The 20,326-nt window shown below is 69.4% G+C and carries 10 protein-coding genes; 6 read left to right on the top strand and 4 right to left on the bottom strand.

From position 1 onward, the window contains the following. Positions 1-45 precede the first annotated feature (45 nt). Positions 46-1,014 carry a LacI family DNA-binding transcriptional regulator gene (locus ACVCAH_RS29905; RefSeq protein ID WP_447139576.1) on the bottom strand — a complete coding sequence of 323 codons (969 nt, stop codon included), beginning with the start codon at positions 1,012-1,014 and terminating at the stop codon, positions 46-48. A gap of 198 nt (positions 1,015-1,212) precedes the next feature. Here ACVCAH_RS29905 and uxaC point away from each other — a divergent pair, with 198 nt between their 5' ends. After that, positions 1,213-2,673 carry a glucuronate isomerase gene (gene uxaC, locus ACVCAH_RS29910; RefSeq protein WP_447139577.1) on the top strand — a complete coding sequence of 487 codons (1,461 nt, stop codon included), beginning with the start codon at positions 1,213-1,215 and terminating at the stop codon, positions 2,671-2,673. A 314-nt stretch (positions 2,674-2,987) separates the two neighbouring features. Continuing rightward, positions 2,988-3,473: a zinc ribbon domain-containing protein gene (locus ACVCAH_RS29915; protein WP_447139578.1), complete on the top strand. Its 486-nt coding sequence runs from the start codon at positions 2,988-2,990 to the stop codon at positions 3,471-3,473. Between the two features lie 65 nt (positions 3,474-3,538). On the opposite strand, the gene ACVCAH_RS29920 is transcribed toward ACVCAH_RS29915, so the two are convergent. The 3 genes from ACVCAH_RS29920 to ACVCAH_RS29930 form a co-directional block, all read right to left on the bottom strand. After that, positions 3,539-5,176, bottom strand: coding sequence for a hypothetical protein (locus ACVCAH_RS29920; protein ID WP_447139579.1), 1,638 nt, complete (start codon positions 5,174-5,176; stop codon positions 3,539-3,541). A 97-nt stretch (positions 5,177-5,273) separates the two neighbouring features. Next, complete coding sequence (locus ACVCAH_RS29925) at positions 5,274-6,782, bottom strand: beta-xylosidase family glycoside hydrolase (RefSeq protein WP_447139580.1); 1,509 nt, start codon at positions 6,780-6,782, stop codon at positions 5,274-5,276. After that, on the bottom strand, positions 6,737-9,022 hold the full coding sequence (locus ACVCAH_RS29930; RefSeq protein WP_447139581.1) for a glycoside hydrolase family 2 protein: 2,286 nt from the start codon (positions 9,020-9,022) through the stop codon (positions 6,737-6,739). The genes ACVCAH_RS29925 and ACVCAH_RS29930 overlap by 46 nt, the downstream gene beginning before the upstream one ends. A gap of 288 nt (positions 9,023-9,310) precedes the next feature. On the opposite strand from ACVCAH_RS29930, the gene ACVCAH_RS29935 reads away from it, so the two are divergent. The 4 genes from ACVCAH_RS29935 to ACVCAH_RS29950 all read left to right on the top strand — a co-directional run bounded on the left by ACVCAH_RS29935 (position 9,311) and on the right by ACVCAH_RS29950 (position 20,236). Beyond that, positions 9,311-11,077 carry a glycosyl hydrolase family 28-related protein gene (locus ACVCAH_RS29935; protein WP_447139582.1) on the top strand — a complete coding sequence of 589 codons (1,767 nt, stop codon included), beginning with the start codon at positions 9,311-9,313 and terminating at the stop codon, positions 11,075-11,077. A 50-nt stretch (positions 11,078-11,127) separates the two neighbouring features. Continuing rightward, on the top strand, positions 11,128-14,808 hold the full coding sequence (locus ACVCAH_RS29940; RefSeq protein ID WP_447139583.1) for an alpha-glucuronidase family glycosyl hydrolase: 3,681 nt from the start codon (positions 11,128-11,130) through the stop codon (positions 14,806-14,808). Between the two features lie 79 nt (positions 14,809-14,887). Next, positions 14,888-18,499 carry an alpha-glucuronidase family glycosyl hydrolase gene (locus ACVCAH_RS29945; RefSeq protein ID WP_447139584.1) on the top strand — a complete coding sequence of 1,204 codons (3,612 nt, stop codon included), beginning with the start codon at positions 14,888-14,890 and terminating at the stop codon, positions 18,497-18,499. Between the two features lie 168 nt (positions 18,500-18,667). Further along, positions 18,668-20,236 (top strand): hypothetical protein, encoded by a 1,569-nt coding sequence (locus tag ACVCAH_RS29950; RefSeq protein WP_447139585.1) that lies wholly within the window; start codon positions 18,668-18,670, stop codon positions 20,234-20,236. The last annotated feature ends 90 nt before the right edge of the window (positions 20,237-20,326 follow it).

The raw sequence follows: 20,326 nt of genomic DNA on the forward strand, positions 1-20,326 counted from the left end.
CACCCCGCACGCGAGGTGTGGCCGTGGCCTGTCGGCCGGGGCTGGTCAGGTGGTCCGCGCGACCCCGGTAGAGCCGCGCACGAAGAGTTGGGTCGGCAACTCCCGGCGGGCGTTGCGCACGCCGTCGGGCTGCACCAGCAGTGCGAGCAGGAGGTCGACGGCGGTGCGTCCGGCCTGCTCCTTGGCAAGGGAGACGGTGGTGAGTGCCGGTGCCGACATCGCCGCCATGTGAATGTCGTCGATGCCGATCACGCTGATGTCCTGCGGCACGCGCACGCCGCGGTCCCGCAGGCGGCCGAGCAGGCCGAGTGCCATGAGGTCGTTGTAGGCGATGACCGACGTGACGCCGGAGGCGATGACGAGGTCGGCGGCGGCGACCCCGCCTTCGAACTGGGGCGGGAAGTGACCGGTCACGTGCAGTTCCATGTCGGCCGCAGCGGTCGCGGCGCGGACGCCCCGGAGCCGGTCCCGGTTCGACCAGGAGGTGCGTGGCCCGCCCACCCAGGCGACGCGCTCGTGGCCGAGCGCCTGGAGATGGGCAACCGCCTGCCGCATTCCGTCCGCGTTGTCGAAGACGACCGACGGGATGTTTCCGAAGCGGCGGTTGACCATCACGAGAGTCGCGTGTTCGGCCAGGTCGCGGATCTCGTCCTCGTGCGCTCTGGGTGAGCAGAGGATGAGTCCGTCCACCTGCTTGGCGAGGGCGCGGACCAGCCCCGCCTCGGCTGCCGGGTCTTCATCGGTGTCGGCGAGGAAGACGGCGTAGTCCGCTTCCCTCGCCCTGGCCTGCACGCCCTTGACCACGCCCGGGAAGAAGGGGTTGGCCAGGTCCGGCACGATCAGCCCGAGGTTGCCGGTGCGGCCCGTGGTGAGACCGCGGGCGGCGCGATTGGGTGCGTAGCCGAGCCGGTGAGCCGCCCGCAGGACCCGTTCCCGAGTAGCGAAGTTGACCATCTCGGGCGTCGACAGCGCCCGGGACACCGTGGACGGGGAGACGCCCGCCTCGCGTGCCACCTCGCGGATCGTTGCTCGCAAGGCCCACCCCCTCGATCGCGTGAACGGCGTGCAACGGCAGTGTGAAACCGCTTGCATGCTTGTGTCAATACTTTGCTGCGTCGATGTTTCCGCAGGCTGAAGACTGGCCTCTTGTGGCGTAACGGCGTTGCTGCAATCCTTTGCAGAGGTTGTTCCCAAGCGCCGAGGAGAGTTGCGTTGGCACAGCTGCGTCTGCATCCCGACCGAGGCCTGCCAGCCGAAGACCGCACCCGGGCCGTCGCCCGGCGGATCTACCAGGCGACCCGTGAGCTGCCGCTGCTGTGCATGCACGGACACGTGGATGCGGCGGTGTTCGCCGACGACGAACCCTTCTCCGACCCGGCGCACCTGCTGGTCGTGCCCGACCACTACGTGACCCGGATGCTCGTCTCGCAGGGCGTGCCGCTGGAGCAACTCGGCGTCCCCCGGGGCGACGGCGGTGCGGTCGAGACGGACCCCCGGCAGATCTGGCGTCGGTTCTGCGCCCACTGGCACCTTTTCCGCGGCACGCCCAGTCGCTACTGGCTGGAGCACGAGCTGGTCGAGGTCCTCAACATTGACGTCGCTCCCGGCCCCGACACCGCCGACACGCTCTACGACCTCATCGCCGCCCGGCTGGCGGAGCGGAACTTCCGGCCACAGGCGTTGCTCGACACCTTCAACATCGAGCTGATCTCGACCACCGATCCGGCCACCTCGACGCTCGACGACCACGCCCGGCTCCGGGCCGCGGGGCTCGGCACACGGGTGATACCCACGTTCCGTCCGGACGCACTGACCCATGTCGGGTCCACCGGATGGGTCCGGCGAGTACAGCTGCTCCAGGAGATCTCGGGAATCGACACCGGCAACTACGACGGCTTCCTCGCCGCACTCCGGAGCCGACGCGAGGCCTTCGCGCTGGCCGGAGCCCGGGCCACCGATCACGGCCACCTCACCGCTGCCGCCGAACCCCTGCCACTCGCCGAGGCCCGCCGGATCTACACCGAGGCGTACCAGGGCGGCGTGAGCGGCAGTGCCGCCGCCGCCTTCGCCGATCACATGCTCTTCGAGATGGCCCGGATGTCCTGTGACGACGGGCTGGTCATGCAGATCCACCCCGGAGTGCTCCGCGACCACGATCCGGCCGTCCACGCCGCGTTCGGCCCCGACCGCGGGTTCGACATCCCGGTTGCGACCGAGTTCACCCGTGCCCTGCGGCCGATGCTCACCGCGTTCGGGCACCATCCGAACTTCCGCCTCGTGCTGTTCACCGTCGACGAGTCCACCTACTCCCGGGAACTGGCACCGATCGCCGGCGTCTACCCCTCCGTCCGGCTCGGCGCGCCGTGGTGGTTCCTCGACAGCCCGGACGGGATGCGCCGCTTCCGTGAACTGGTGACCGAGACGGCCGGCTTCTACAACACCTCCGGCTTCGTTGACGACACCCGGGCGTTCCTGTCCATCCCCGCACGCCACGACCTCGCCCGGCGCGTCGACGCCGGCTACCTGGGCCGCCTCGTGGTGGAGCACCGGCTCTCGGAGGACGAAGCCATCGACACTGCCACCGACCTGGCGTACCGCCTGCCGCAGCAGGCGTATTCGCCTCCCGCCGCCGGCCGGACCGACACCCGGTCTGTTGCAGCGGCCCTGTCGTAGAGCACTCCCGCGGGCCGAGCACGTCGCCCGGCTTGCCAGGAGCAGGCAAGCCGGGCGGGCGGCGAAACGGGCGTGCTGCGGGCCGCAGCTGCGGCAGCCCGAAGGTCACCCATCAGGCCACCTGGTCGTGCTGCAACTCATCAGTTGTGCGGCCGGGGGACCGCGATGTAGCCGTACTGGGTCAGCGGGGCTCAGGTCGGTGGCGCGAATAGTCGGGCGCGGCTGGTGGAGGGCCGGCGTCGGCGGCGGGTCCGCCAGGCCCAGCACGAAGCCGCCCGAAGCGTCATCACCTGGCCGTACGCCAGCGGGTCGAGGTGCTGCACGTCGGCGACCCCCGCGGCCTGCTCGACCTGCCGGCGGGGCGGCGGCACAACCTGCGACTACGGCAGTGGCAGATCGGCCGCTCATCCAGATCCTCACCCGACACAAGGCCACCCAAGCGGGCATCACCCCGGCTCGTCGACGAACGCGGCACGTCCTCCACCTGCCCCACCTGCCGACGCCGGGTACCCGAACCTCGCGGGCGGACCCTGACCTGCCCCCACTGCGCATTCTCCGGGCACCGCGACCTCGTCGCGGCCGCCACCATCGCCACCCGCACCCCGGGCGGCGGACCCACCACCCCCACAGCCGTCGTGCTGCCCGAGGTGGTCACGCACCGTCGAGCCGGCCGGCGCCTCCCCGGCGCCGGCCGCTCCCTACGTGACTCCCGCCGCTCGCCGGCGGCGCGAGGATCAGTTGACCCGCGGAGGCCCGCCCCCCAACCACCCGGTGGGGAGTCGCTCACCCCCTCACGGTGAGGATCCACAACACCACCGGACACCCGGTGGACGTTGGTGGACACCGCACTGGATTGCGGACTGCGTCACCCATCGTGGCCGTGCAGCGTCACGGCCGCCGCCTCGCCGGCGCCCAGTGTGACCTGGAAGTGCTCTGCCTTGATCGCACCGACGGTCGGCTGAAACCCCGGCCACGTGCCGTCGGCGGATACCGCCCGCCCGTCGATGCGTACGGCGGGTGCGTCCAGTGTGCGCCCGGCACCAGTCGGGTCGTCGGGCGTCATCCGGCTGATCTCGTACCGGGCGCCGGGGGCAGCCACGTCCAGTGACACGGGCTGGTCACCCTTGTTGATGAGGAACAGCCGTCGCTCCGACCCGCCGGCGTCGACGCGCCAGGCCTTCACCTGCGCGCCGTGCGGTTCGTTCACCGTCACGGGCACCGGCCGGAGCCCGCTCGTGCCCTGCGCGAACCGCGAGAACAGCAGCGTGGCGTAGTACTCGGGCGCCGGGGTCGGCGCGCCCATGGCCGGGGACGGGTCGAAGCTGATGGCGTTGTAGTAGCCGTTGCCCTCCTCCGGGAAGTAGAACGCCCGCACCTCCGCGTTGTGGAAGTTCACCCCGATCGCGCCGGTACCGCAGTCGGCGTTGACCGATGGGGCGTGGGGCGGCTGCGGGCACGCCGCATTGAACATCGCGTCCAGCGCCCAGACGGCACTGGCCGCGACGTCGCTGACGCCAGGTGCGCCACGGCCCGCGGCGGTGTTGAGCTCTTCGAGCCGGTAACCGAGGCCATGGCGGGCCGCTTCGCTGGCATGGGTGTACACCTGGTAGTTGAAGTTCGCCAGCCGCTCGTCGGAGAGCAGCGCCGGGATCGACGGGCACCGGTACGGATCCGAGGTGCAGGTGCGCGCAAGCGGATAGAAATGATCGGCGGCCCACGCCCCGAACACCCCGGCCTTCGCCTTCGTCTCCGGCGCCGTGGCATCGAGAATGGCCGGCCAGTCCCAGAAGAACCGGGTGTCCACGCTGCGATCAGCGATGCCGGTCCAAGGCGCGATGGGCTCGCTCGTGTTCGGCGTGACGATCGGGTACGACTGGGTGACACCGGCGTTTGAGAAGGCGGCGAAATCCCTCAGGTACGCCTGCGGATTGTTGCGGTAGGAGAGATCCGGCTCGTTGCCGAGCGAGATCCCGGCCACGTCGCTGTCGGCGCCCGCGAACGCCGGCTTGACGCCCTGCGTGACGAAAGCCCGTGCATGCTCCGGCCCCCGCCAGGGGCGCTGCGCGGTCGGTGGCGCCAGCGCGGTGCCGAGGATCACGCCCCAACTCGGGGCGCCGTTGCCCGCGGCGTCGTTCCCGTTGGCGGCGTCGAGGGTGGCGCGGAGATACCCGAGATCCTCCGGGGTGATCACCCGGTTGGTGTTGGCCGCCGCCGCGTCGAAGGGCGTGACGTCCTGCGACGACCCGCCGATCCGCAGTACGCCACTGTCGAGGTTGCTGAGCAGGTTGGCGAAGGCCGGCCGGGCAGCCGGGCCCATGTAACGCTCGATCAGCGACCACTCCACGCTGAAGCCGACGAAGTGAGCGGGAATGTTCCCGCCGCCCACCATCCGCCGCGGGTCCAGCCTTACGGAGGCTTGCGCGGGGTTGGCTTCGCTGCCACCGGCTTCCGCGACGCTCACTCCAGGCCAAGCCAGCAGGGCTGCGGCGGCGAGAACGGCCACGATCCGGACGCGTCGAGCCGATGCTCTTGACGAACGGGTGAAAGACATCTGCGAGACCTGCCTCTCGTACCTCATCTTGTGCTGTCCTCTCCGCCGCCTACTCCACGGCCAGGGCGGCGAAGCGCCAGAACTGACCGGCGTTGTCGGCCGCGAGGTCGAGGTCGATCGTTCGGCCGCCTGCGCCCCCGTCTATGGAGAACGTCAGCCAGCGGTGGTTCCCGGTCGGCAACGGAGCGGCCAGATGCGCAAGGGTGCGGCCCCCGCTGGACACCGTCATCGCGTCTGCGGCGAAACTCGCGTCCCCGATCAGGAGGTACACGTCATGGCTGCCGGCGGGTACCGCGATCCGGAGCGTGGCGGATGCCGTGTTCGTCACGATGTCGCGGCGCAGGTCGTCCGGTCGCCCGCGGTCGCGGGCCTGCGGCGCGGCGCCGACCCAGCCGTAACCCCTGGCCGGATCCCATCCCTCCGAGGGCGACAGCCGTTGGTACGTCGGCAGCAGCGCGCTGCTCGGCGTGCCGGCGTCGAGGGCGAGTGAGACACGGTCACCCCGCGGCGCCGTCACGACCTCCGTTGCGGGCTTGCCGTACACCCGTGCGCCTTCGGCGGTCACCTCGGGCGTGAGGGTCGCGACCTGCGGTGCCTGGGCGGAGGTCACCGGAACCTGGAGCGTCACCTTTCCGTACGCCGGCACGGACTGCGAGGCGTTCCCCGAGGCCCAGCCGTCGGGGACGGCCAGGCGCGCGTTGACGGGCACGGGGCGGTCGGTGCCGTTGGCGACGGTGACCGTCGCCTGTGCGGCCTCGCCCGTGAACAGCGGCTGGCCAGCGATGGTCAGGTCGTGGACCTCCACCTGCCCGGAGGTCAGCACCGTGAGGTCGTCGACGTACGTCGAGACCACGGGTGGACTCGCGCTGCCGCCCACGGCCTGTACCGCCACCTTGGGCGTTCCGGCGAGACCTGCGTCGGCGAGGGTGTACCAGTCCTGGCCGTCGCTGGAGTACTCGGCGGTGAGGTTCGCGCCGCGGCGCACCAGGCGCACGTGCGCGGACTCTCCGGCGTACGGGATCGAAATGCGGGTGCCGACCTTGCCGCCCGACTCGGCCAGGAACTCCAGTGCTCGCCGTCCGTCGACCCAGCCGAGAGCGGACTTCACGTAGTTGTCGTCGTCGACGTAGGCATAGAGCCCGACCTGCTGAAAGTCCGCCGACAGTTGCGGCGCGGCGAGCGTTGCGGCCGTGGTGAAGTCGGATTGGGGAGTGTTGGTACGCACCAGCAGGTTGCGGCCGTCGTTGGTGGCGCCTGTCTCGCCACCGGGGAGCGTCGACAGGCGCAGCGAGCCCGGCCGGTCGTGAAGGCTCCAGCCGGAGTCGTCCGGGCGGACGATCTGCCAGCCGGAGTCCAGCGCGCCCGAACCGAAGTCGTCGCCGGCCGGGCTGGTGACGGTGTCAGTGCTGCGGATGGTGAACGGCGCCGGCAGGGCCTCGGTGTCGGAGTCGACGACGGCCCGCACGAAGCCGGTCGAGATCGTGTCGGCGGCGGTGAGCGTGCCCGTCAGCGTCACGTCGACCGTGGTCGTGGCACCGGGGGCCACCGTGAAGGGCACGGGTGGTGCGGTGAAGCCCGGTGGCGGCTCGACCACCACGTTCCCTTGCCGCCGTGGCCACGTGCGTCGGCGATGGTCACCCGCTGGCGTAGCGTCCCCGGCCGGTCGAGGGGTGCCGAAAGAACGCTGGTCCGGACGATCCGCACCGGCGAGAACATGACCCGCCAACCGAGCTTATTTGCCCGGAAGTAGGTCTGGAGTCCCTTGGTGTGGAAGGGCGGTACCGGTTCGGGGTTCTGTCCCGCGCCCCAGGTGGGGGTGCACCAGAACTCGGTCGAGGTCCAGTACATCTTGCCGATGAGGTGCGGGCGGTCGTTGAGCAGGCGGTTGTGCTCGTCGACCAGTGAGGCCTGGTAGTACTCGGTCCCGCGATCCAGGCCGGCGCGCTGATACACCGCCTCGGCCCCGTACTCGGTCAGCAGGAGCGGCTTGCCGCTCATCTTCTGCAACGAGTCGAGATGGGAGGTGAGGCTCCCCAATGTGGAGTACCAGCCGGCGTAGTAGTTGGTGGCGAAGAAGTCCTGGTGGGGGTAGGCCCGATCCCGTGTGTGGCGATGGGAGACCTGGGTGTAGAGCCGGGTCGGGTCGAGAGTGCGCCCGTACGCGATGACGTTGCGCACGTAGTCGACCGCGCCATCGGTCTCGGTCGCGTTCTCGTTCCCGACCGACCAGGCGAACAGGCTCGGGTGGCTACGGTCCCGGTCGATCATCCGGGCCAGGGTCCGCTTGCCGAACTCCTGCACGTCGGGCCTCCCGAGGAAGCTGCCCGGCTGCGAGCTGATGTTGTTGATCTCCTCGATGACGAGCAGGCCGTGCTTGTCAGCGGCGTGGAGCTCCGCGGGAGTGGCGGGGTAGTGGGCCGGTCGGAAAATGCGGAAGCCCTTGTCGTGCAGCGCTTTGAGCTCGCGCTCGGCCAGCCCGTCCGGCTGGGTTCGGCCCAGTCCAGGATAGTCGAGGTGGCGGTTGAAGCCCTGCAGGTTCTGGACGGGTTTGCCGTTGAGCAGCAGGTCGAGGCCGCGAACGGCGACGGTGCGAAAACCGGTCTGCTCGACAAGCTCCCGCCCGGCGGCGTCGCCGAGGGGGCGCAGGTGCACCGTGTACAGATTGGGGTGGTCGAGATCCCACGGTTCGGGGTCGGGTACTTCCACGGTGATCGGGGTGGCGGAGCCTCCGCCAGGGGGCACCGTGGTCTGCACCTTCTGCGGGCCGAGCACGGGTGACCCGTCGGGCCCGTTGACGGTCAGCATCGCGGTTACCTGCTGTGCGGCCACGGTGGCGTTGACGCCGGTCGGGCGCAGGGTCAGCCGCCCGTCCAGGGTGCCCTCGGCCCGGGTGTCGGTCACCGCGACCGCAGGGCTGCGCTCCAGTCTCACCTGCTGGAGCAGACCGCCCCAGTTCCAGTAGAGGCCCTGCACCGGGCGGGCGTACTCGCCCATGGTCAACACCCGGTTCTCGACCATCACCGCGATGGTGTTCGTTCCCGGTCGGACCGCGTCGGTGACGTCGAGCCGGGTCGGCAGATAGCCGCCGGTGCTGGTGCCCACCTCCACGCCGTTGACGAAGTACCTGCAGGACCAGAAGCACGATTCGAAGACGAGAGCGGTCCGGTCCCCCTGGTCCGGCGCATCGAGGTCGATCGTCCGGCGGTAGACCCCGACCAGGCCGTCGTCGTCGTTCCACGCTGCCTTCACCGCGCCGAACGAGCTGGGCACCACGATCGACGGCCAGGTGCCGCCGTCGTACTCCGGCCGGACGGCCTGCGGGACGTCGCCGTCCAGCGCGCCGCCGGGCAGGTCCCTCTCGGTCGAGAACCGCCACCCTCCGTTGAGGCTCTTGACGCCCGGCCCGGTCGGCGCGGATTCGGTGACAACCGGCCTGGTCACGGCGAGCGTGCCGGACGGGGTGTCGGCCTCGGCCCTCAGCCGGTGCGAGCCGTTGGGGAACCACCCGACGTCGGTCGCGGTCGCCCAGATCGGGGCGGTCTTCGTCTGTCTGGCGTAGAGATCGGTCAGCTCGGACAGTTGCACGTCGTCGAGGTAGAACCGCACCGCCGTGGTATCCGCGGGAGCCTCGACCCGGAGATCGACCGTACCGATGAGCCTGCCGTCGCCCGGTGCGATGAAACGGAGCGCGGGCTCGGCCGCGGCGGTGCTGCCGGCGGGCGCGACCAGTACCAGCGCCAGCACGACGGCGCCGGCGGACAGGCAAGCGGCGAACGGGTTCGGGAGCCGGATCCTCATGACAACGTCCTCGGATGTGTGTCGGGAGACGGGCCTTCAGGTCTGTCAGGCGCCTGCGCCAGGCCCGCGCATCGCAACGTCCTGAAATCGTTTGCCGGTTCGGCTATCGCAGCAAACGGGATGCGGGTAGGTCAATGCACCGTGGTGATGAAACAAGTTTCTAAGTCGATCACCCCTCGCCGGAGCTCGGCGTCGGAGCACTGGCCAGGCGGGGTGCGGACCTCGGCTACCTCACCATGGCCGGTGAGAGCATCCAGGGATTGAAACAAGTTTCAGTCTCTGGATGCATTGACCCCCAACCAACTCTTTGATGTTGTGGCTGCAAACGATTTCACTCGCCGTGGTGCCCGACGAGGGTTCGGAGGAGATGCCATGTCGATCACGCACCCCAGCATCAGTCGGCGGCGGCTTTTCGGGTTGGGGGCGGCCGCCACCGCCGCCACAGCGCTGTCCAGCACGCCTCGCCCGGCCCGGGGCGCCGACGTCACGGCCGATACGCGCGCAAGCGACGCCTCCGCTGCTCTCCTTGACCAGTGGAGGCGCGCCCCCGGCTCCCACCCGGTCCTGCCGGACGTTTCCGGCGCGGGGTACCGGCTGGGCGATCGGCCGCCAACGCCGCCCGTGATCGGCACGGTCACCGACTTTGGCGCGCGCCCGGACGGGACAGACTCCACCGCAGCGTTCAACGCCGCCGTCCGCCAGGCGGGCGAGCGCGGTGGAGGGGTGGTCTTCGTGCCCCCGGGCACCTACACGCTGTCTGGCCCGGTCTGGATGCACTGGTCCGGGGTCGTGCTCCGGGGAGCCAGCCGCGACTCGACCGTGCTGCACTTCACCCGCCCGCTGGACGACGGCTACCGACCGAGCCGGCAGTCCAACGGCAACAGCCGCTGGTCCTGGACCGGCGGACAGATCTGGTTCGTCTCGGCTGAGCGTCGCGCCCAGTGCGAGGCTGAGGACTACGCCGGAACGGAGGGGAGGCTGCTCGGCGACGTGCTCGCCGAGGTCGGCGCGGCGTCCCGTGGCCAGCGGACCCTCGTCGTGTCCGACACCGGCCGGCTGAAGCCCGGTGACATGGTCGTGCTGGAGTGCGAGAACCCGCCGGACGCCAGCCTGCTCAAGCACCTGGCCGGCGACATCCCCGGCACCCGGGACTACGACTGGCCACGCCGGGCACCCCAGCTCGTGACGGGATCCGGCGGGCAGTACGTGCAGTACGCGACGCTGCAGTGGCCGGTTCGAGTGGAGGCCACGCTCGGCGAGCGCCTGGTCATGCTGACGCAGCCGCTCAAGTACGACCTTCGGCCCGGGTGGCCCGCCCGGCTGCGCGACATCGGCCCTGCGGTCCATGACGCCGGCGTCGAGCGCCTCACCGTGAGAAACGAGTTGATCCCCCAGACGGCGCACAACAAGCATCCCGGCTCGAACGGCGTCTGCTTCCAGGCGGTTCACGACTGCTGGGCGCGGAACGTACGCGTCGAGAACTGCGACCTCGGCTTCGGGCTCACGTCCGCCAAGTCGGTCACGATCACCGACGTCGTGGTCGGCGGACGGGCGGCTCATCACAGCTTCGCCTGCCGGATGCAGTCCAACGACAACCTGATCGAGAACTTCGAGATTGAGCGGTTCACCGTCGCGGTGCCGTCCGACGCGGTCCACCACGGACTCAACGTGGAAGGGCTGTCGTCCGGAAACGTCTACCGCCGCGGGCGCATGGCGGAGGGGACCTTCGACACCCATCGGGCGCTGCCCTTCGAGAATGTCCGCACGGACATCACCGTCGAGAACAACGGGCGCGTGGGCGGATCCTCCGCCTCCGGCCCCCTGTTCGGGGCGCGGACGGCCCACTGGAACGTCCGGATCACCAACGACCGCTCATACGCGATCGCCATTTCGGACGTCGCACCGTGCAGCGCCACGGTCGGCGTGCAGGGTGTTGCCGACACCAGCAGCGGACTGCCCCGCGACTTCTCCGGTGACCTGGAGTCGCTGCTCGCCCAGCACGGCGCGGCGCCCTCCGTTGACGACCTCTACGCCGCGCAGCGGGCACAGCGCTAGCCGGACGTTTCCCTTGCCCCCATCCCAGCCCTGCCTATCGGAGAGACCGCATGCCCGAAGTGACGCGTCGAACCCTGTTCAAGGCCGGCGGAGGAGTCGCCCTCAGCGCCTACCTCGGGGCGGCGGGAGCACAGCCGCGGCCGGCGTACGCGAGCCCTGGTGAGAGACTGCCGTTGGAAGACGGCTATCGGTTGTGGCTGCGGTACCAACCGGTGGCCCATCCCGAACGCCGACGCGAGTACGAGCGAGCGTTCACCCAGCTCGTCCGGCAGGGCGACACCCCGCTGCTGCGCTCGGCGGAGAGCGAGCTGGTCCGCGGCCTCGCCGGTCTCCTGGAACGGGATGCGCCGACAGCGCCGGAGCCGACCCAGCCTGGGGCGATCGTCTTCGGAACCCCTGCCAGCTCAGCGCTGATCCGGTCTGAGATACCTGCGGGGGAGCTGACCGAGCTGGGCGCCGAGGGATACCTCCTGCGGCACATCCGCGACCGCGACCTCATCGTCGTGGCCAGCGTCGAAGAGCGCGGGGTGCTGTACGGCGCTTTCCACCTCCTACGGCTGCTGCAGACCGAACAACCGCTCATCCAGCTGAACGTCCGGGAGCGGCCAGCGAACCCGCTGCGCATGGTCAACCACTGGGACAACCTGAATCGGTCGGTGGAGCGCGGGTACGCGGGGCGCTCGATCTTCAATTGGGACGAGTTGCCGACGTTGGATCCGCGCTACACCGACTACGCGCGAGCGCTGGCATCGGTCGGGATCAACGGCACGGTCGTCAACAACGTCAACGCCAACGCTCAGTTCCTCGCCTCGGAACGCATCCCGGGCCTGGCGGCGCTGGCTGGGCTGTTGCGCGACTGGGGCGTCACCTTCTACCTGTCCGCCAACTACGCCAGCCCGATGATCCTCACCTCCGGTGGTGCTGATCCGATCAGAACGGCGGACCCGTTCGACCCCCGCGTCCAAGCCTGGTGGCGCGACAAGGTGGCGGAGATTTACCAGGCCATTCCCGACTTCGGCGGGTTCCTCGTCAAGGCGAACTCCGAGGGCCAGCCCGGTCCGTTGGACTACGGACGCACCCACGCCGACGGCGCCAACATGCTCGCCAACCTCGTCGCCCCGCACAACGGCATCATTATCTGGCGTTCGTTCGTGCACGAGGGGTTCGGTGACTGGGCCGAGTACCAGCACCGCGTCTTCGCGCCGCTCGACGGCGACTTCGCCGCCAACGCGGTGGTTCAGACGAAGAACGGCCCGATCGACTTCCAGGTCCGCGAGCCGGTGAATCCGCTGTTCGGGGCCATGCCGAACACCAACCAGATGATCGAACTGCAGATCACCCAGGAGTACACCGGGCACGCCACCCACCTGTGCTACCTCGTCCCGCAATGGAAGGAAGTCCTCGACTTCGACACCCACGCGGAAGGCCCCGGCACCACGGTGGCCCGCATCGTCGGGGGCAACGCCTACGGCCAGACGAACGTCGGCTTCGCGGGCGTCGTGAACTTCGGTGACGACCGTGACTGGACCGGCTACCAGCTAGGGGCGGCCAACACGCACGGCTACGCGCGGCTCGCCTGGGACCCGACGCTCGGCGCGAGGGAGATCGCGCAGGAGTGGGTGCAAATGACCTTCGGCACAGACGGTCCCGTCGTCGCGGCCCTCACCCAGGTGCTGCTGCGCTCCTGGCGCACCTACGAGGACTACACCTCGCCCCTGGGCATGGGATACCTCACCTACCCGCTGGGCGCGCACTTCGATCCGGACCCCCGATCGACGCTGAACCTGTCACACTTCACCGACGCGACCGGCACCGGCTTCGACCGCACGGCGGCCACCGGGACCGGATACACGGCCCTATACCACAAGTACTGGGCCGACATCTACGAGTCGCTCGACTCGGTCCCGGACGAACTGCTGCTCTTCATGCACAAAGTGCCGTACACGCACCGGCTTCAGTCGGGCAAAACCGTGATCCAGCACATCTACGACAGCCACTTCGAAGGACTCGACCGCGCGCGCACGTACCGCGACGCCTGGGAACGGATCGCCGGCGACGTCGACGCGCAGCGACACGCCGACGTGCTGAGCACCTTCGCAGCCCAACTGGCGCACGCTCGGCTGTGGCGCGACATCGTGGTCTCGTTCTTCTTCCGCTACAGCAGGCGGCTCGACGATCGCCGCGCGTGGCTGCAGACGGATCTGGGTGGAGCCTCGGCCGTGCTGTTCGGCGGGTGGCCGAACCGCCTGCCGGTCGAGATCGGCAATGCCACCGTCGATGACCTCACCGTTCGCGCCAGCGTCGTGGTCCCTGACGATGGCTGGAACGCGTCGCGGGGCGAGCGGAGGATCCCGTCGACGGTGTTCGCGACGGTGAAACTGCCGGTGCAGCCGCCCCTCACCTCGGACATCCTCGCCCTCGACCTCGCCCTCGAGCCCACAGAGTTGGACACCCTCGGAAGCACCGGCAAGCTCTTCGTCGTGACCCCCGCCGGCAGACGCTGCCTGCTCGCACTCGACGCCGGCTCAGCCAGCAGTCCCCTGGTCCGCGACTACGACCGGCTGACTCCCGCCACCGCCTGGGACCCGAAGCGCGGTTTCGGATGGGTCGGGGCCCTTCCCCAGGATCGCGACCGGGGAGGAGCGTGGGACGCCCTGCGACGCGACTTCTGCGGCGACTACCCCGCGCGCACCCTCCGGGTTGCCGTTCCCGCCGGGCGCCACGACGTCGCGGTGCTCGTCGGGGACGGAGGGCCGGACTCGTACCCCACATTCATCACCGTGGACGGAGAGCGGGTGGCGGAAAGCCCGCACCTGCCGGGCGGCTCCTTCGCCTGGGTCCGGTTCACGCTGGACGGCGGCGCCATCGGTCGTGACGTGGACCTGACCTTCGACAGCGTCCCCGATCAGTTCTGGCACCTCTGCGCGCTGGTCATCGTGGATCCCGACTCGGTCCTGCCGCCAGCCGTACTGACCGACGTCGAGGCCGAGTCGGTATGGCTGGGCGGACGGGCGGCCGAGGTCGCCGTCTCCGTCGCGAACACCGGGAACCAACCCGTCCCGATCACGATCAAGCTGGAGGTGCCGGACGGCTGGGTGACCGAGCCGGTAACCCACGTGCTGCCGCCAGGGACGGAGGAGACCGTGCGGGTCAGGGCCACGCCGTCTCTGGTCCCCACGATCACGACCGTGCGCGTCCGGGTGACCGCCGACGTCGAGGTGGCAGACGGAGAGCGCGACCTGTCGGTGGTTGCCGTGCCACCCGGCAACGAGGTACCGCTCGCGCTGGACGCCGGCAGCGAGGCGAGCCCCGTACTGGCGACGTACCGGCGACTCGCGCCCGACCACACCTGGGACCCAGCCCGGGGGTACGGCTGGGTCGAGGGAAAGCCCGACGTCCGCGACCGGAACCTGCTCGACGACCTCCGGCGCGACTTCGTGCTGGGCCGCGACGCACCCTACGTGCTGAGGGTGGCGGTGCCACCTGGCATGCACCAGGTCCACGTCCTGACGGGCGACGCCTTCGCGCCCGCGGGCACCACGACCATCCGCGAGAACGACACCGTTCTCGGCTCCTCCGGCGCGGAGATCATCCCGCAGGGGCAGTTCCGCTGGTTCACGTTTTCGTTGAACGGCGGGGTCGAAGGCCGTACCGCCGATCTGGAACTCGTCGGCTCCCAACGCGACCGGTACTGGCGCCTGGTCGCGCTCGTGATGCAAAGGGCGCGATGACGAGGACCAGCAGCTCAGGTCCGGGACAGGGCGCGAACCTCAGCCCGGTTCCGGCAGTTCGGACGAGTTGGGGGAGACGATGTCGGGACTGACCAGGCGAAACCTGCTCACCGCCAGCGCGGGAGTTGCGGCCAGCGCATGGCTGCCGCCCACGGGGGCGCGGTCGGCGCAGGCTCAACCCGGGCGGGCGCCGCAAGAGATGCCCACCGAGAACGGGTACGAGCTGTGGCTGCGGTACCGACGGGTCGGCAATCCAGCCAGACGTACGGAGTATCGGCGCACCTTCACACACGTCGTACGTCAGGGCGATTCGCCGGTGCTGCGATCCGCGGGTGCGGAGCTGGCGCGGGGGCTTGCCGGACTGCTGGACCATGAGATCCCCACAGCGTCCGAGCCTGCCGGCGCCGGCGCTGTCGTGCTGGGCACCCCGAGCAGCTCAACCGTCGTACGGGAGACCGTGCCCGCCGCGGACCTGGCTGAACTTGGCCCGGAGGGCTTCGTCCTGCGCCAGGTGCGTCGCGGTGGCGAGGACCTTCTGGTGGTGGCCAGCGCAGGCGACCGTGGGGTGCTGTACGGCAGCTTCCACCTGTTGCGGCTCCTGCAGACCGAGGAGCGGATCGGTCGACTGGACGTCCGCGAGCGGCCGGTGAACTCTCTGCGCATCCTCAATCACTGGGACAACATCAACGACACCGTGGAGCGCGGGTACGCCGGCGGGTCCCTCTTCGAGTGGTCGGTGCCCGGGCTGTCACCCCGGGTCACTGACTACGCGCGATCCCTGGCATCGCTGGGGATCAACCGGACCGTCGTCAACAATGTCAACGCCAATCCTCAGTTCCTCACCGCGGTGATGCTGGACCAGGTCGCCGCCGTGGCCGACGCGCTGCGGCCGTGGGGCGTGACACTGATGCTGTCGGCCAACTTCGCCAGTCCGATCCTCCTCGGTCGACTCCCCACCGCCGACCCGTTCGACGCGAGGGTCAAGGCGTGGTGGCGCGACAAGGCGGCGGAGATCTACGACCGGATTCCCGACTTCGGCGGCTTCCTCGTCAAGGCCAACTCGGAGGGTCAGCCGGGCCCGGTCGAGTACGGCCGTACGCACGCCGACGGTGCCAACGTGATCGCGGAAGCCGTCGCGCCCCACGGGGGCCTGGTCATCTGGCGGGCATTCGTCTACGACCTGAGCGACGGGGACGTCTCCACCGACGCGTACCGCACCTTCACGCCCCTGGACGGCCGCTTCGCTGACAACGCGGTCGTACAGGCCAAGTACGGGCCGGTCGACTTCCACGTCCGGGAACCCGTGCACCCGCTCTTCGGAGCCATGCCCCGCACCAACATGACCCTGGAGCTGCAGGTCACACAGGAGCACACCGGCCACTCCACCCACCTGTGCTACCTCGTGCCCTGGTGGAAGAAGGTCCTGGACTTCGACACGTTCGCAAAGGGTGCCGGGACGACGGTGGCCCGTGTCGTGGACACGTCTGCCTTCGGCGCGATCCACGGCGGAATGTCCGGGGTATCCAACTTCGGAGACGACCGAAACTGGACCGGGCACCACCTCGCGGCCGCCAATTCCTACGGCTACGGGCGTCTTGCCTGGGACCCCAGCCTCTCAGCCGACCAGATCAGCGAGGAATGGGTCCGGATGACCTTCGGTTCCCACCCGCAGCTCGTCAAGCCGCTGACCGCGATGCTGCTCGGTTCGTGGGCGACGTTCGAGGACTACACGTCGCCACTCGGTATCGGAAACATGGTTGCCGGCAACGGCGCCCACTACGATCCCAGCCCTGAGAGCGGGCAGCACGCCGACAGCACATCCGTGGGCTATGACCGGACGGTCGCGACGGGCACCGGGTACACCGGCCTCTATCACGAGCCGTGGAAACGAATCTACGAGTCGCTCGAGTCCGTTCCCGACGAGCTACTCCTGTTCATGCACCGGGTGCCGTACACCCACCGGCTGCATTCGGGCAAAACGGTGATCCAACACATCTATGACACCCACTTCGACGGGCTCGCGGCCGCTGAAGGCGAGCGCCGCACCTGGGACGGCCTCGGGCGATGGGTGGACGGCCAGCGGCACGCGGAGGTCGCCGAGCGCTTTGACGCGCAGGTCGCTCATGCCACGGTTTGGCGCGACACCATCGTCGCCTACTTCTTCGCTCTCAGCCGGGAGCTCGACGAACGGCGCTCGTGGGTGCAGATCAAACTCGCCGATCCCGACGTGGCGCTGGTCCTCGGAGGCTGGCCGAACCGCCTCCCGGTCGAGATCGGTAATGCCTCGCCGGACCAGATCGAGGTTGTCGCGCGGCTCACGACACCCGACGGCTGGATGGCCGGAACAGCGAACCGGGTGATCGAAACACGGGAGTTCGAGGTTCTCGACCTGCCCATCAGTCCACCGGCGGTCGGAGCGATCGTATCCGTGAGTGCGGAGGTGCAGGCGGGTGGCCTGCCGGTCCTCGGCGGTACGGACACCAGCCTGCTGGTGGCTCCGATCGCCCGGCGCTGCGTACGCGCCCTCGACGCCGGGTCCCCATCCAGCCCGTTGCTGCAAGGCTACGAGCGGCTGACCCCGCAGAGCGCCTGGGATGCGCAGCGCGGCATCGGTTGGGTCGGGACCCCGCCGCAGCAGCGCGACCGCGGGTCGGCCCTTGACCCCTTGCGGCGCGACTTCTGCGCCGACGTCCCGGCCCGCACCCTGCGCATCGCCGTGCCCCCGGGCTCGTACCCCACCTACCTGCTCATCGGCGATGTTGTTCGCTCGCAGCCCACCATCGTCAGCGTCGACGGCGTCGAGATCGCCCGCAGTCGCTCGCTCGCCGGCAACGAGTTTGAGTGGTTGACCTTCACGCTCGACGGCGGACCGTCCGGGAAAATCGTCGACCTCCGCCTGTCCAGCGTCCCCGGCGAGTACTGGCATCTGAACGCACTCGCCATGGTGGATCCCGACTCGGTTCTGCCACCCGTCGTGGTGACCGGCGCCTCCCCGCAGGAGCTGTTGACCCTGCCCGGCCAGCCCACGCAGGTGGTGTTCCAACTGCAGAACACCACCGAATCGGGTGTGGTCGTACGGCCTGAGGTGGCCGCCGGCCCGGGTTACCGGGCGACCATCGAGTCCCCGCCGGTGACCGTGCCGGCCGGCGGTACCGCTGACGCCCGAGTGACGGTGGTGCGGGATGGCGACGCGCAGGACGGCACGTTGACCTTCCGGGTCGGCGACGAGTCGGCAACAGTGGCGCTCGTGGCGACCGACAACTGGGCGCGAGTCGCCACGATGTCCGCGGCCAGCACGCACCCGAACTCCTCGCCGTCGTTGGCCAACAACGGAATCACCGACTCCGCGCACTGGAACAACGGTGCGGGCGGGTGGAACGACGGCACACCCGGAGCATTCCCCGACTCGCTCACCGCCACCTGGGCCCGTCCGGTGCGTCTCGGCCGGGTCAAGATCTACACGCTGGACAATCCCCAGTACCCGGCGTCGAGTTGGGGCCTCCGCGACTACGACGTCCAGCTGCAGGTCGACGGCGCGTGGCAGATCGTGGCAGAAGTCCGTGGAAACCTCGCCGGCGTCGTGGAGTCGACCTTTGCGCCGACTTCGGCGAGCGCGCTCCGCGTGGTCGTTTTGGACACCAACGACCACCGCTACAGCAGGGTCATGGAAGTCGAAGCGTACGCCGAGTGAACGAGAGCGATCGCTAGGTCGCAGTCGCGTAAGAGAGAGGCGATTCGCATGAGTCCTCAACCGGCACCCCCACCTGTCACGCCGACCAACACCGTCCCTTCCCGGACAACCGCAACCAGCAGACGAGGCGCGATCCTGCGGCGGGCGGTCATCGCCGCTGTCGCCGGCTTGGCGACGATTGCCAGCAGCGCGGCCGCCGCCGCCGGCAATCCGGCGACCGCGCAGACCTCACTCACCCTCACCGCCACCGTGAACGGGCAGAACCCGCAGCTACGGCCGGACTTCCAGGGCTTCTCGGTCGAGTCGGCGGACTTCGCGCACGGCTATCTGACGATCGGGCGGATGAGCCAACGGCTGCGCACGCTCGGTCCGCAGGGGGTGATCCGGCTCGGGGGCTATTCCATGGACCTGGTGTGGCCGGCGTTCGGCCAGTGGAGTGACGTACCGGCGCCGCCGCAGGCCATCGGCGGGACCGTCGACCAGCAGGACCTGGACGAGCTCAAGAAGCTGCTGGACGACACGGGCTGGAAGGTCACGCTCGGCGCCCCGCTCAAGGCGATCATCGATCCGGCTCAGGTGAAGAATCCCACCAGGGACCCGTCGCCCCCGGTGACGCTCGATCAGGTCGTCGCGGAGGTGAAGGCCGCATACGAAACGCTCGGCGACGACCTGCTGGCCGTGGAGGTCGGCAACGAGTACGACAACGTGACCACGCTGAGCGGGCCGCAGCTGTGGGAGACCATCAAGCGGTACCAGGTGGCCATTGACGCCGCAATCCCGCAGGCTCGGATGAAGATGGTCGGTCCGTCGGCGAACACCGCGAAGACGAACACCAGGCTGGACGAGTTCGTCACCGCCGCCCTCGCCGACACGCCCACCAACCCGCAACAGGTCATGGCGGAGCTCGCCTCGCACTGGTACCCGTGGAGCCACTGCGGCAACCGGCAGGTGACCATCGACCAGCTCATGTCACCGGAGACGCACACGAGCACGCGCAGCAAACTGGCGGGGATCATGGCGATCAGCCGCCGGCTTCACGACACGGTCCCGGTCACCGTCAACGAGTCGAACAGCGCCTCGTGCAGTGGAATGCCGCAGGTGAGCAACTCCTACGCCACCTCCCTCTGGTCGTTGGACTACCTGCTGCAGGCCGCGCAGAGCGGTGTGCACAAGTTGCAGCTACACACGAACACCGCCGCCGTGTGCGGCGACTTCAAGGCACGGGACTCCGCCGAGTACCCGATCTCCTACCGGTACTACGGCGCCTTCTGCGCGGCGGATGAGGCAGCCCTGGCCGCGAACGAGCTCTCCGCCGCCCCGCTGTACTACGGCATCTGGGCGTTCCGCCAGGTTCCCCGCGGACGGTTCGTGGACCTCGATCTCCCCGACAGCTACCTCGACAAGATCCGCGCGTACGGCGTGCTGAGCGACGAGGAAACGCTGACCGTGGTGCTGGTCAACGTCCAGGATCCGGCCGCCGTGGGCGCCACCGACCAACGTGTGGCACTCAACCTGCCGATGTCGTACCGCACGGCCAGCGCGGTGACGCTGCGCAGCTCGGCCCTCGAAGGCTTCGCCTCACTGGATGCCAGCCGGATCACTCTCGGCGAGCAGGCGGTATCGCCCACCGGGATGCCCACCGGCACGCCACAGTCGACGCCAGTTGCGGTCGACCACCGGTCATCGGCCGTCACGGTCGCGCCCGGCACCGCCCAGATCGTCACCTTCGCGAATTGAGTAGACGCATCTAAGGCGTGTTTCATAAGCCGGTCAGAGCCACTCGGTGATGATGGTGATGGTCAGGACGGCTTGGAAGCGGACGGCGAG

The organism is Micromonospora sp. LZ34 (assembly GCF_052981855.1).